A 12,089-nucleotide genomic window follows, 5' to 3' on the forward strand; every position below is an offset into this window, starting at 1 on the left:
ACGATGATGGTGGCCGGCAGCCCATTGTGTTGACCTAGGTCACCGGAAGCCAGCAGGGCGCGGGCGGCGGCGAGCAGTGCGTCGTGGTGGCGTTGGGCGGTGCTGCGGGTGTCGCGCTCGATGGCCTCTTGGGACGGGGTGCCGCTCACACACGGGGTGGGGTCCTCAGGGTTGCACATGCCGGGGGCGGCCAGCTTGGCCCATATCGCTTCGATGGCCGCGCGCAGCTCAGGCGTGACCCAGCCGGTCAGCTGCGACATCGCATCGGGGTGCTGATTACCTAGACCCAGGCCGCGGCGCCGGGCCCGGTCGGTGTCGGTGTAATCCCCGTCGGGGTTCAGACAGTCGGTGAGGCGGTCGGCCAACTTGCTCAAGTCATCGGGGCGGTGTTCGCCGGCCAGCTGGGCCAGGTGGGCTTCGGCGCGTTCGCGGGTCTCCACATCCACGGCATCGGGTAGCCGGTGACAAAAGCTGCGGATCACCGCCACATGCCCGGCCCCGATGGTCCCGGCGCGCTGCGCGGCGGCCGTCGCGGGCAGAAGCGGTTCGAGCGGTTCGCCCGTGATCGCGCGGCGCGGCCCCAGATCGGCGGCCTCACCGATACGGCGGGCGGCGTCGGCGCGGGTGATGCCCAACCGTTCGGCCAGCGCAAACCCCAGCTTGCCGCCCAGCTCGGCTTCACTGGCCTGCTCGGCGAGCTGGTTGATCAGCGGATGTTCGACGGCGGGCAGCTGGCGGCGCAGCGTCTCACAGCGCTGCAACATGACCAGCCGCTCGGGAGTGGTCAGCCCGTCAAAGCACAAGTCCAAGGCCCGTTTGAGGTATGCGGTCAGCCCATCGAAGACCTCGTCGATCTCCTCACGACCACTAGAAAGCATGTTCGAATTCTATCGACGGGCACCGACAACAACGGCCGCCGTGTGACCACTGAAGCCAAAGTGGCAGAAGTGATTTCAGCGAAGCTGGCTGCTACTGCTGAAGCTGGCGCCGACCCCAATCGGAGACCGCGAGAAGGCTGGCGGCCAGCCCCGCGCCGAGCAGCGATCGCCGATGCCGGGTGGCCCAGAACTGTGCGCTGTGGCCGTGGGCCTGGTCGTCGAACACACCATGCGCGCCGTAATCCTTACCCCCGGGCCCGTCGACGGGCTCCCAAAGATTGGCCGGCTGATCCGGCCCGACTTTCTGATCGGTTTGTTGCGAGTCGTATCCGGTCCGGGCCAGATAGCGGTCGAGCAGCGCGGGCGCGAACCGTTGCCCGATGATCGTTCCGACGGTGCTTGCCCCGACCCAGTACTGCTTGCGGCGGGGATGGTCGAGCGCATGCACGACGCCACGCGCGGCGACTTCTGGCTGGTATATCGGCGGCACCGGTTGCGGATGTCGATCCAAACGCGAAAGCACCCACGAGAATTGCGGGGTGTTGACCGCGGGCATCTGAACGACGGTGATCCGCACCTTGCTCTTCTCGTGCATCAATTCGGTCCGAAGCGATTCGGTGAAGCCGTTGATGGCATGTTTGGCACCGCAGTACGCCGACTGAAGCGGAATTGCGCGTGCGCCCAGTGCCGATCCCACTTGCACGATGACTCCGGAATTCCGCGGACGCATCCGCTTCAACGCGACCATGGTGCCGTACACGAACCCGAGGTAGCTGATCTCGGTGACCCGGCGGAATTCGTCCGGTTTGATCTCGGCGAACGGCGCGAATACCGAACTGAAGGCAACGTTGATCCAGGCGTCGATCGGACCGAACCGTTCCTCCACGCGTCGCGCGGCCTGTTCCACCGCGTCGTAGTCCGACACGTCGGTCGGGATCGCCAGCGCCTCACCGCCTGCCGCGCGCACATCGGATGCCGCTCCCTCCAGGCCGGCCTCGCCACGTGCCAGCAGTCCGATACGTGCTCCCCGCTTCGCGAGCAGTTGCACAGTGGCTCGGCCGATACCGGCGCTGGCGCCGGTCACCACGACGACGGGTGAGTCTTTGATTCCCATGGTCTTACGCTGTTCCGATCTTGTAGGGCGGCGGACGAATGGTCTCCACAAGCACGCTTACCCCGGCCGGGAACCGGTAAACCAACTAAGGTCGTACTGCGATGACCGATTTGACCACGATGCAGATGGCCTGCGAAGAACGCGCAGAATTCGCCGAGCTGCTCGCCGGTTTATCGCCCGCGCAATGGGAGCAGCCCAGCCTGTGCGCCCAGTGGCGGGTCCGTGACGTCGTTGCCCACGTGCTCAGCTACGACGAGCTGGATCGCTGGGAGTTGTTGCGCCGCTTCGTCAAAGGCGGTCTGCTGGTCAATCGCGTCAATGCGATAGGCGTCGCCGAGTATGCCCGCCGCTCGCCCGAACAGCTCACCGAACTGATGCGTGCCTGCATTCCGCCGCGGGGCTTCACGTCGATGTTCGATGGGATGGTCGCACTCGTCGACGGCATGATCCATCAGCAGGACATCCGCCGCCCACTCGGTATCGCGCGGGCCATCGACCCTCAGCGGCTACAAGCCGTGTTGAACTATGCCCTGCGGGCTCCGGCTACTCGCGGTGCCTGGCGGGCTCGAGGACTCCGGCTGGCCGCCACCGACGTCGACTGGGCCCACGGCAGCGGGCCAGCGGTCAGTGGTCCGGGCGAGGCTCTGCTGATGGCGATGGCCGCACGGCCGGACGCCCTGAATCAATTAGCCGGACCCGGGAAACAGCTGCTCGCGCGGCGCATAAGCCGCTGACCGGCCCCAGCGGTCACCAGTCGGAGGACGCGCCCGGCGAGGCCGCCAGCGCGGCGTCCACGCTCTCGTCGACGGCGATCAGCTCGCCGAGGCCGCAGGCGGCGACCAGCCGCGCAACGACGGGCTGGCTGCTGACCACGCGTATATCGACGCCGCGTTCCCGGCTGCGCTCCGCTTCCTCGGCCAGCACCGCGAACGCGCAGCAGCCCATGAAGTCCAGGCCGCTGGTGTCGACGACAAGAGCGCCGGGGGAGCCCGCAGCAGCCGCCGCCTCGCTCAACAGGTGCCGCCAGGTGTCCTCATTGGAGGCATCGACTTCGCCTCCGGCATGGACAATCACCGCCGACCCGGCGCGTTCGCTGGTGGTCCGCAGCGTGCTGCGTGCCCCGGCCAGTTCCGAGACCAGACGGCTGCTCAACATCAAATGACTGGACGATGCTTCTGCCGTGGCAAAACTCATGGTGAACTCCTCAAATCGGCGCTTCGCGCCGCGAAGGATGCCCGCCCTACGTGCCTGAAGACAGACCTCGTATTTTCTAGATTTCATTTTTATAACAGAGATTGCTCGGCCTGTCTATGTGGAGTTGCTAAGAATCGAATTTGCGTGCCCTGGATGGTCAGCGTCCCGCAAATATTCGTCATCGTCCGGTTGTCCGAGACAACTGCCGTCACCCGGTAGACAGCCGGATGTCATGCAAATGTCGATTGCGCCTACTATCAAGGGCTCTCATTTGGCACCGGCGGCGCAAGGAGCAGCGTCGCATGGGGCGCCAACAGCCTTGATGCAGTCCGCTAGCAAATTCGCCACAGGCGAGCCCGGACGGCTGTCACACCGTAGCTGTCGGCGGCGCTCAGCATCGGGCGCAGAGTTTGCCAACGGGGCCCAGGCTCAAGCCGCGGTGGGGTCCGATTCTCGGGGGTTTTCGGCTTCGAATTCGGCGATCGCCCGGGCGGTGCGTTTGCGAAGCAGAATCGCGGCAATGGTGCCGACCACCACCGCGACCACCAGAGCGATCCAGGAGAACCGCTGCAACCAGCGCTCGGCCGCGATTCCGGCGTAGTAGATCAGGGCGGTGGTACCGCCCGCCCAGCACACGGCACCGGAGACATTGGCGGCGAGAAACCGCGGATAGGGCATTTTCAAAGCGCCGGCAAGCGGCCCGGCGAAGATCCGCAACAGCGCGACGAACCGCCCAAAGAAGACCGCATGCGAGCCCCACCTGGTGAAAATCCGTTCGGCCAGGCCGACATGTCCGGGACCGAAGTGGCGGGGAAACCGCCGGCCCAACCAGTCGAACAGGGGCATGCCGAACCGCCGGCCGATCGAATAGCCGATCGTGTCGCCGATTACCGCCCCGATCACCGCGGCTGCTCCGACTCCGATTGGGCTGACGGCCAATTCGTGACGAGACGACATCAGCGCCGCGGTGACGAGCACGATCTCACCGGGAAGCGGAATCCCGAGGCTCTCGATCCCCACCACCGCGCCGACGATCAGGTAGACCGTCAGCGGCGGGATCGAGTGCAGCAGGACATCCACTGTCATGCGACAAGAATGCCTGACGGCGATAGTCAGCGGGCGCGGCGACGCGCTGTGACGTCGTCGAGGGATGGGCGTTTGGGTTCTCGCCCGTCGCCGGTAGAGCGGCCACGCAACTGGCGCCACATCCAGGGCAGGAGCAAGTTCTGGGTCCACCGCACCTGCGCAGCGGCGCGCGCTGACAGCGACGAAGGCGCCGCGACGCCGTCTGAGCGTGCCCAATCATGATTGCTCGACGGCAGTTTCAAGGCCTCAGCTGCGGCGGCCGCGAACAGAATATGTCCCTTGGTGGAGGCGTGAATGCGGTCAGCGCTCCAGGTGTCGAGGTCGTGCATGGACGCGGCGGTGAACAGATCGACGAGCCCGAATCCATGGCGTGCGGCAGCGGCGCGGATGACGTCGTTGATGCGGGCCACTCGTGAGGCGAGTAGGCGGCCGACCGGCACGAGTTTGGCGACATCGGGGAAGGTCGTGGTCAGCACCGTTGCCCCCGACTCGGCCAGCCGCGTGTACAGCAGGTTCAAGTCGGCCAACGCTTGATCGAAGGATCGCCCCGGCCGGGTGACGTCATTCATGCCAGCGCACACGGTGATCAGATCCGGCCGCATCATCAGCGCGTTCGGAAGTTGGTCGTGCAGCACGTCACTGATCCGTCGGCCACGCACTGCCAGATTGGCGTACTGCAATCCTGGATACACGGCGTCGATCCGGGAGGCCAGCCGGTCGGCGAAGCCGGTGAGACCAACGGTGTCGTCGCCGTCCCACAACCCCTCGGTCTGGCTGTCGCCGATGGCCACATACCGGCGGTAGGCGATGCCCGACATGACCGCGAGACTAGCCGCCGGGAATTCAGGCCTCCGGCAAAACGAAACGCTCGACGGCTTTGGCGAAGCCGTCGTTGTCGTTGCTGTCGGTCACCTCTTTGGCGGCCGCCTTGACCTTCTCGTCGGCGTTTCCCATGGCGATGGTCAGCCCCGAGTGCTCGAACATCAGTATGTCGTTGGGCATGTCGCCGATCGTTGCAATCTGTTCGGGCGTCAACTGGTACTGTGCGGCAAGGTATTTGGCGACCGATCCCTTGTCGGCCTCGGGATGAGTGACATCGAGGTAGTACGGCTGCGACGGTGACGCCGCGACGCGGTCGCCGAACCGATCCTGAACCGCTTGAGTGGCCGCCTTAACCGCGTCGTGGTCGTCGCTGACCCCGACGATCTTGGCGACCGACTCGGTGTGATCCTTGGCGTCTTTCATCACCTTCGGCTTGAACTGCACGGTTTTGGACTCCCGATCCACATGCGAGCCGTCCATATCGGGGACATACCAATCGGCGCCCTGATAGATCCACACGTCGAGGTCGTGCGAGCTGATCACCTCCGCGATCGGTACCACCAAGTCGTCGGGGAGAACCTTCTGCTCGATGACGCTCATGTCGCGCTTGACGAAGATGCCTCCGTTGAAGCCGGCGATCGGCGTTTTCAGGTCGAGCGGATCGATCAGCATCGCCATCCCCTTGGGCGGTCGCCCGCTGGTGACGGCGAACAACACGTCGGCGTCGTGCAGCTTGCGCACCGCATCCACGGCCGCGTCGGTGAGTTGCTTCTGCTGGTCTACTAGCGTGCCGTCCACATCGGCGAGCAGCAGACGGATCCGGTCAGTCGCCACGCGTCCCCATGATAGTCAGGATCGGCGTTATCGCAGGTACCGTCTCTGACATGCCGAACAAGGCGAAGCGGACCGCCGATTCACTTGCGCCGCAGTATCCGATCGAGTCCGTCGACAACGCGCTCAAACTCTTGCTGCTGCTGGGGGAGCAGCCGCAGATCCGGTTGACTGAGGCGACCCAGTATCTGGGGGTGGCATCCTCGACTGCACACCGGTTGCTGGCAATGCTGACCTACCGAGGTTTTGTGCGCCAGGACCCGGTGTCGAAGGCCTATCTGCCGGGTCCGGCGCTGACCGGCGTGGCGTTTGCGATCTTCGGCCGCATCGACATCGCCGGCACCGCGACGCCGATCATGCGGGGGCTCAGCGAACGACTGCGCGAGACAATCCATATCGGAATGCTCGACGGGGCGGTGGTGCGCTTCGTCGCCGCGGTCGAGGGGCCGGCGGCGGTGCGGGTGGCCTCGCGGTTGGGCCGCACCATGCCGGCGCACTGCACCTCGACCGGTAAGGCCATGCTGGCCCAGTTGTCGCAACCGGAATTGCATCAGCTGCTGCCCGACGAGACGCTGGAGGGGATCACCCAGCGGTCGATCGCCACGCGCACTGCGTTGGAAGCCGAGCTGTCCCGGATCCGCGATCACGGTTATGCCGTCAACCGGGAGGAGAGCGAGGAAGGCGTTGCCTCGGTGGCGGTGGTGATACCCACGCGGGCGCCGGGCCTGCGGCTGGCGCTCAACGCCGCAGCACCGCAGCATCGGCTGACTAAGTCGCAGTATTCATCGGTGGCTGCCACGCTTACCAAGGCGGCCAAGGAGATTGGCGAACAACTCTGACCCGTCGAGCGTCGACTTGTTGCGCGTATTTGGCCGAAATCGCCCGACAACTCGACGTTCGGCGGCAACAGGGTCGCTACCCGAGCCGCGCGACTTCGTGTCGCCAGGCCGCCTCGACGGTGAAACCGGAACCCAGATCGGGCAGCTCTGCCCAATCCCGGTCATCGATATCGCGCACGGCGCCGCCCGCGGCGTGCACGCGTAACGCCATTCGGGCCAGCGCGTCGACGCTGATCGCCTGCAGCACCGCCTGCTGCGCGCTCGCGGCGGCGCTGGTGAGGCCGTGGCCGCGGCAGATCACCACCGGCCGGCCGCGCATCGCGGCCACCATTTCCTTGCCCAACTGAGGGTTTCGAATCAACACTGCCCGTTCGTAGACCGGGACACCGCCCCGGGCCAGCCACGCGCCGGCAATGTCGTATGCCCCCCAGATTGGCCGCAGCACGATGCCGGCAAGATCGGCGGCGACGACGGCGGGCGGATGCAGGTGGGCAACCGCCCGATGCCGGGAGTCGGCCAGCAGCGTTTCGACGTGGATGGGAAGCTCAGCGGGTAGCCGGTAGCCGTCGAGTTCGGTTGCGGCGCCGGGGCTGCCGTCGAAGCGGATCAGCCGAATATCCTCCGGCCGGGTAAACGCCACCCCGGTGTCGGTGTCACTGCGACAGCGGATCAGCAGGTGCTCGTCGTCGATGCGCAGGCTCAGGTGGCCCAGGATGCCGTCGACCAGGCCGCGCGCCGCGGCCACCCGGCATGCCTGTGCCACCAGCGTGCGTTGCTCGTCGAGCGTCACGATGCCCCCAGAGCCAATCCGCCGTCGGGGTGGAGGGTGTCGCCGGTGATGCCCCGGGAGCGGTCGGAGGCGAGGAACACAAAACTCCACGCGTGATCGTGACCGGACAGCGCGACGTTCAGCGGTGTGCGCGCGGCTAAGTCGTCGGCCCGGCCGGGTGTGTCGTCGAGGCGGACATCCTGTAGCCCGAGGCTGGCCGCCCCGCGCAGGTCGGTGTTGAGCGTGCCGCCCGGCGCCACGCCGTTGACTCGGATGTCCGGCGTGAGTTCGTGGGCGAGCGTGCTGACCAGCCCACGCACCGCATATTTCGACGACACGTACAGCACTCCGCCGCGGCCGGGATAAAACGACGACGCGGATTCGGCCAGCACGATCGACGGCCCCGCGCCGGCCTTCAGCGCCGGCACGGCGGCTTTGACCGACTGCAGGTGGCTGAGCACATTGGTCCGGAAGATCTCGTCGAACGCGGCGGGTAGTTCGTCGCCGCCGAGGTCCACAATTCCCCGGTAGAAATCGAAGATCCCCACACAGTTGACCAGGGTGTCCAGCCCACCGAACGCGTCGACCGCAGCGGCGACCGCGCGTTCGTTGGCGGCCCGCTCGACCGCGTCGCCCTCGACGACTGGCACCTGCGGGCACTCCCGGCGCAGCGCCTCGCACTTACCGTGATCCCGCTCCAGCACAGCGACTTTGGCGCCTTCGGTACGGAAAGCGTCGACGACGGCTCGTCCGATACCCGATCCGGCGCCGACGACCAGGGCACGCTTGCCGTCCAGCCAGCCCGTCATGGTGTCGGCCCGTCGTCCGGAAGCAGCGGGCCATGTGTGGTGCCGACCATTGCCGCTAACGTGCGGGCGTTCTGTCGAGTCAGGGCTTCCAGCTCGAGCGCATCCAGGCTGATCGACTGACCGGATTTGGGCGCGGTGACCAGCAGCCGCGACCCGTTGCGGGTATCGATGCGACGCACCTGTACTTCGGTGAATTCGTTGGCGATCGTGAGAGATTCATCGGTCATAAGAACACCGCCAGATTCTGCATCCGCAATACCGACTCGTCGACCATGATGGTGCGCCGCGCCAGTTTCCACTGCTCGCCGTTGCGGCGCAACACGTCGGTGCGGCCGCACGACACCAGCGCCGCTTCGTTGGCATCACCGCGGCTGCGGAACAGCAGCTCGGCGGATTCGGCGACCACATGGTCATCATCCTCGCAGCCGAACGTGCGAACGTTGGTGATGTAGTGCCGCATCCGTGACGGCGGGTCCTCGGTCCAGGCGTGCTCGGTGCGGAAGCGGGCCACGCGCCGGCTCAGCGAGTACTTGTTCTCGTCGAAGTGCGCCATGCCGGGCGAGGTGTCGAACCCGGCGCCCAGCGCGGTGGTGACCCGTACCGGCATCAGGTAGACAATGTCGTCGGCCAGGGTGTCCAGCCACGCCTCGTACTGCTGTGCGTCGAGCAGATACGCCTCGTCGACCAGGAACTGGTGTGCCTGCAGGTGCCGAGGGTCGTTGAACGGCAGGGGATGTCTGGCGTTCATGCCGTCTCCAGGTGGTCGGCCCACAGCTGCAGTAGCGCGCGCTGGTTGTTCTCGTTGTAGCCGACTTGGGCGCGGCCTGGCCCGTGAAATGCGGTGGGGGGCAGCGTGTCGACGACGGGGCGGTCGTCGGAGAGCAGGCCCATCCGGCTGTTCAGCAGCAACCGGCGCGCCATGGTGCCGCCTGCGGTGGTGGTCAGCGACACCCAGTTCTCCACGTCGTCCTGTTCGAACATGCCCGACGACCCGAAGCACATCAGGTAGGCCTTGTAGGAATTCTTCTTGTACTCCGGCGGCGCCGCGGAGTCCACCGCGAACCACGAGTACACCTCGGTTTGGTTGGCGCTGATCGGCTGCCAGAGCCGAATCGAGATGAACGGCAACACCGCCTGGCCGTCTTCGACTTTCGGCCAGTTATGCACCAGACTCAGGTTGGGAAAGCACGAGGCGGCCGAGATCATGAACCCGTCCTGGCCGACGACCTGTTGCTGGCGCGGCGACCACACGTCTTTGATCCGGCCGATCATCTGGTCGGGGTATCCGAGGTAGCGCATCCGTTCGTCGAAGTCACCCGGCGGGAGTTTGTAGGTGGTGCCGCCGCCGCGGCCGGCCCAGTAGGTGGCGCCATCCTTACGTTTGTGCGCTTTGGGTTCGCGGAACAGCCCGATCTCGACGATCGAGGTATGCGTTTGCGGGGTGTGATACATGTCGCCGGCGAAGTTCTCGGCCCCGATCTTCCAGTTCGCGTTGATCCGCCAGCGTTGCGGGCCACGCACTTCCAGGCCGTGGCGGCTCTGCTTGGTGTAAAAGTCCAAGTAGAACCGGAAGTCACCCAGGAAGTCCTCCAGCGGCTCGGCGTTGGGATCGAGGTTGATGAAGAGTAAACCGTTGTAGCTCGCCAGATTCGGTGCAGGCAAAAGGGTTTGGCCACCCTTGGCGAACCCGTCGTCGCCGCCGTAGGCCTCGCGGTGAAACGGCAGACCGGTGAGCCGGCCGTCGTTGCGATAGACCCAACCGTGGTAGGGGCAACGGAAATTGGAGGCATTGCCCATCTCGGCGCGGCACACCTGCATCCCGCGGTGCAGGCACATATTGAATAGGGCGCGTACATCGCCGTCCGATCCCCGCGCGATGATGAAGGAATCACCCAGCACCCGTCGTACCACGTAGTCGCCGTCGTGGGGGATCTCCGACTCGTGGCCGACGAACAGCCAGGCCCGGCTGAATATCCGGTCCTTCTCCAAAGCGAAGATCTCGTCGTCGTTGTAAATGTGGGCCGGGACCATCCCACGTCGAACGTTGTCGAAGACGTGGCTGTAGTCGGTCATCGGCCAACTCCCGTCGATGATCTGCTGTGCAGAGAACGCTTCCGCTAATTAGAGAGTGCCTCACCAGCCGGGGGCGGTCAACAGTCCACCGTCTGCGAGCTGAGAGCGTGAACTACCTCACATGAATCCGAATATGCGGTTGCACAGATCATGCCAGCTGGGCATAGCAAGCTATAGTCCGTAATAAGGCGGGTATCTGCACCGCAAATGAGGAAAGGCTAAGGTGATGGTTCAGCGGTCCAAGTTGGGCACCCGAACGCTGTCCTTCGTCGGGCGGCAAGAGTGGCTGGATCGCCCGAGTTACCGGTTCGAGCACATGCTCGGCTTGGTCTACAACGCGCTGGGTGGCGCCCGGGACCGCGTCACCAACGCCTTGAACGGCGCATGGCTCGGACATCCGGTTCATCCGCCGCTGGCGTCGCTGACCAGCGGAGCCCTCGGGACGACGGTGGCACTGGATGCGCTCAGCGTGCTGCCCGGCCGGCCGGCCTCTGAACTGGTCGACGCATCGCGGTTCGCCCGACGCGCGCTGGGCCTGGGGATTCTGGCCAACGTCGCCTCCGCGGTCACCGGCGTCACCGACTGGCAGCACACCCACGAGGAAGACCGCCGCGTCGGGGCAGTGCACGGCCTGCTGAATCTCCTCGCGACGGGGTTGTACGTGAAGTCCTGGGCGGACCGTCGACGCGGTCGGCACCTGCGTGGAATCGCTATCAGCGCACTGGGTTACGGCATCACCGTGGGCAGCAGCTATCTAGGTGGCGCGTTGGTGTTCGAGTCGGGAATCGGCATCGACCAATCCGGCCAGCGGTTGCGCACCCACGACTGGACGCCCGTCCTGCCGGCGTCGTCGCTGCAGAACGGCAAGCCGCAGCGGGTCGAGATCGACGGGGTGGGTTTGGTCGTATGCCGGACCGGCAACGGCGAGGTGTCCGCGTTCGGCGAATTCTGCCCGCATCTGGCTGCGCCGATGGCCGACGGTTGGGTCGATCGCGGACGCATCGTATGTCCCTGGCACGGTTCGCGTTTCGACGTCGACTCGGGGGAGGTGCTGCGCGGCCCGGCGGCCGCGCCGCTGCCCCGCTATCAGGCGCGGATCAGCGACGGAATGATCGAGTTGCGCGGTGACGGGCACCATCCTCTGGGCGCGTCGAGCCTCGAGGCGAAAAGGGGAGTAGCCAAGTGAACGCCTACACGGTGCTGCAGGACCACCACAAAGTGCTCAAAGGCCTGGGCGCCAAGGTCAGCGCCGCGCCGGTAGGCACCGCGGAACGGCAGGCCATCCTCGACGAAATGTTGGTGGAGTTGGATATCCACTTTCGCATCGAGGACGACATCTACTATCCCGCCCTCGCGGCGGCCAGCAGGTTGATCGCAATCGCGCACGCCGAACACCGCCAAGTCACCGACCAGCTCGCTGTATTGCTGCGCACGCCACCGACGGCGTCCACCTACGAACTGGAATGGGAAACGTTCAAGACGGTCCTGGAGGCACACGCCGACGAAGAGGAACGTGACATGATCCCGGTTCCCGCATCGGTGCACATCACCGACGACGAACTCGAGGCGCTGGGCCGCAAGATGGCGGCGCGCATCGAGCAGCTGCGTGCCTCCACGCTGGAAAAGCTGCGGGTGAAGGGCAAAGCGGCGCTGCTGCGCGCGATGTAGTCCCGC

15 protein-coding genes are annotated in these 12,089 nt (G+C 65.7%); 4 read left to right on the forward strand and 11 right to left on the reverse strand.

The features are described 5' to 3' along the window. On the reverse strand, nucleotides 1-878 hold an 878-nt coding region (locus tag A5707_RS15005), incomplete at its 3' end, for a 13E12 repeat family protein (protein ID WP_156657973.1). A 91-nt stretch (nucleotides 879-969) separates the two neighbouring features. Beyond that, complete coding sequence (locus A5707_RS15010) at nucleotides 970-1,992, reverse strand: SDR family oxidoreductase (protein ID WP_065015257.1); 1,023 nt, start codon at nucleotides 1,990-1,992, stop codon at nucleotides 970-972. 119 nt (nucleotides 1,993-2,111) lie between these two features. Here A5707_RS15010 and A5707_RS15015 point away from each other — a divergent pair, with 119 nt between their 5' ends. Then, nucleotides 2,112-2,726 carry a maleylpyruvate isomerase family mycothiol-dependent enzyme gene (locus tag A5707_RS15015; protein ID WP_156657977.1) on the forward strand — a complete coding sequence of 205 codons (615 nt, stop codon included), beginning with the start codon at nucleotides 2,112-2,114 and terminating at the stop codon, nucleotides 2,724-2,726. Nucleotides 2,727-2,739: 13 nt separating this feature from the next. On the opposite strand, the gene A5707_RS15020 is transcribed toward A5707_RS15015, so the two are convergent. From A5707_RS15020 to A5707_RS15035, 4 genes are all read right to left on the reverse strand, one after another. Next, nucleotides 2,740-3,186, reverse strand: coding sequence for an anti-sigma factor antagonist (locus A5707_RS15020; RefSeq protein ID WP_065015259.1), 447 nt, complete (start codon nucleotides 3,184-3,186; stop codon nucleotides 2,740-2,742). Between the two features lie 429 nt (nucleotides 3,187-3,615). Then, the gene (locus A5707_RS15025) at nucleotides 3,616-4,272 is read right to left on the reverse strand and encodes a DedA family protein (RefSeq protein WP_065015260.1); all 657 of its coding nucleotides are present in this window, start codon (nucleotides 4,270-4,272) and stop codon (nucleotides 3,616-3,618) included. A gap of 26 nt (nucleotides 4,273-4,298) precedes the next feature. Then, nucleotides 4,299-5,090, reverse strand: a complete 792-nt coding sequence (locus A5707_RS15030; RefSeq protein ID WP_065015261.1) for an SGNH/GDSL hydrolase family protein — start codon at nucleotides 5,088-5,090, stop codon at nucleotides 4,299-4,301. 25 nt (nucleotides 5,091-5,115) lie between these two features. Beyond that, entirely contained in the window at nucleotides 5,116-5,928 is an 813-nt protein-coding gene (locus A5707_RS15035) for a Cof-type HAD-IIB family hydrolase (RefSeq protein ID WP_065015262.1), read from the reverse strand. A gap of 50 nt (nucleotides 5,929-5,978) precedes the next feature. On the opposite strand from A5707_RS15035, the gene A5707_RS15040 reads away from it, so the two are divergent. Beyond that, nucleotides 5,979-6,764: an IclR family transcriptional regulator gene (locus tag A5707_RS15040; protein WP_065015263.1), complete on the forward strand. Its 786-nt coding sequence runs from the start codon at nucleotides 5,979-5,981 to the stop codon at nucleotides 6,762-6,764. A gap of 76 nt (nucleotides 6,765-6,840) precedes the next feature. Here the strand turns inward: A5707_RS15040 and A5707_RS15045 are convergent, their stop codons facing one another. Genes A5707_RS15045 through A5707_RS15065 form a run of 5 tightly spaced genes read right to left on the reverse strand, consistent with a single transcriptional unit; the run spans nucleotide 6,841 to nucleotide 10,415 of the window. Next, complete coding sequence (locus A5707_RS15045; RefSeq protein ID WP_419866432.1) at nucleotides 6,841-7,557, reverse strand: class II aldolase/adducin family protein; 717 nt, start codon at nucleotides 7,555-7,557, stop codon at nucleotides 6,841-6,843. Further along, complete coding sequence (gene hcaB / locus A5707_RS15050; protein ID WP_065015265.1) at nucleotides 7,551-8,342, reverse strand: 3-(cis-5,6-dihydroxycyclohexa-1,3-dien-1-yl)propanoate dehydrogenase; 792 nt, start codon at nucleotides 8,340-8,342, stop codon at nucleotides 7,551-7,553. Before hcaB ends, A5707_RS15045 begins: the two co-directional genes overlap by 7 nt. Beyond that, on the reverse strand, nucleotides 8,339-8,569 hold the full coding sequence (locus A5707_RS15055) for a dihydrodiol dehydrogenase (protein WP_065015266.1): 231 nt from the start codon (nucleotides 8,567-8,569) through the stop codon (nucleotides 8,339-8,341). The genes hcaB and A5707_RS15055 overlap by 4 nt, the downstream gene beginning before the upstream one ends. Further along, a complete protein-coding gene (locus A5707_RS15060) occupies nucleotides 8,566-9,090 on the reverse strand; it encodes a 3-phenylpropionate/cinnamic acid dioxygenase subunit beta (protein WP_065015267.1) in 525 nt (174 codons plus the stop codon). The genes A5707_RS15055 and A5707_RS15060 overlap by 4 nt, the downstream gene beginning before the upstream one ends. Then, nucleotides 9,087-10,415, reverse strand: a complete 1,329-nt coding sequence (locus A5707_RS15065) for a Rieske 2Fe-2S domain-containing protein (protein ID WP_065015268.1) — start codon at nucleotides 10,413-10,415, stop codon at nucleotides 9,087-9,089. The genes A5707_RS15060 and A5707_RS15065 overlap by 4 nt, the downstream gene beginning before the upstream one ends. A 226-nt stretch (nucleotides 10,416-10,641) precedes the next feature. Here A5707_RS15065 and A5707_RS15070 point away from each other — a divergent pair, with 226 nt between their 5' ends. Continuing rightward, nucleotides 10,642-11,601, forward strand: a complete 960-nt coding sequence (locus tag A5707_RS15070; protein ID WP_065015269.1) for a Rieske 2Fe-2S domain-containing protein — start codon at nucleotides 10,642-10,644, stop codon at nucleotides 11,599-11,601. Further along, entirely contained in the window at nucleotides 11,598-12,083 is a 486-nt protein-coding gene (locus tag A5707_RS15075) for a hemerythrin domain-containing protein (protein ID WP_065015270.1), read from the forward strand. Before A5707_RS15070 ends, A5707_RS15075 begins: the two co-directional genes overlap by 4 nt. Nucleotides 12,084-12,089 lie beyond the last annotated feature (6 nt).

The sequence above is a fragment of the Mycobacterium kyorinense genome, assembly GCF_001672775.1.
GTDB lineage: Bacteria > Actinomycetota > Actinomycetes > Mycobacteriales > Mycobacteriaceae > Mycobacterium > Mycobacterium kyorinense_A.

Excerpts from the sequence above, each read along its gene's own strand:
- A5707_RS15015 (WP_156657977.1), top strand. The coding sequence starts at position 2,112 with ATGCAGATGGCCTGCGAAGAACGCGCAGAATTCGCCGAGCTGCTCGCC.
- hcaB (WP_065015265.1), bottom strand. The coding sequence starts at position 8,342 with ATGACGGGCTGGCTGGACGGCAAGCGTGCCCTGGTCGTCGGCGCCGGA.
- A5707_RS15025 (WP_065015260.1), bottom strand. The coding sequence starts at position 4,272 with ATGACAGTGGATGTCCTGCTGCACTCGATCCCGCCGCTGACGGTCTAC.
- A5707_RS15040 (WP_065015263.1), top strand. The coding sequence starts at position 5,979 with ATGCCGAACAAGGCGAAGCGGACCGCCGATTCACTTGCGCCGCAGTAT.
- A5707_RS15055 (WP_065015266.1), bottom strand. The coding sequence starts at position 8,569 with ATGACCGATGAATCTCTCACGATCGCCAACGAATTCACCGAAGTACAG.
- A5707_RS15010 (WP_065015257.1), bottom strand. The coding sequence starts at position 1,992 with ATGGGAATCAAAGACTCACCCGTCGTCGTGGTGACCGGCGCCAGCGCC.
- A5707_RS15030 (WP_065015261.1), bottom strand. The coding sequence starts at position 5,090 with ATGTCGGGCATCGCCTACCGCCGGTATGTGGCCATCGGCGACAGCCAG.
- A5707_RS15060 (WP_065015267.1), bottom strand. The coding sequence starts at position 9,090 with ATGAACGCCAGACATCCCCTGCCGTTCAACGACCCTCGGCACCTGCAG.
- A5707_RS15070 (WP_065015269.1), top strand. The coding sequence starts at position 10,642 with ATGGTTCAGCGGTCCAAGTTGGGCACCCGAACGCTGTCCTTCGTCGGG.
- A5707_RS15065 (WP_065015268.1), bottom strand. The coding sequence starts at position 10,415 with ATGACCGACTACAGCCACGTCTTCGACAACGTTCGACGTGGGATGGTC.
- A5707_RS15020 (WP_065015259.1), bottom strand. The coding sequence starts at position 3,186 with ATGAGTTTTGCCACGGCAGAAGCATCGTCCAGTCATTTGATGTTGAGC.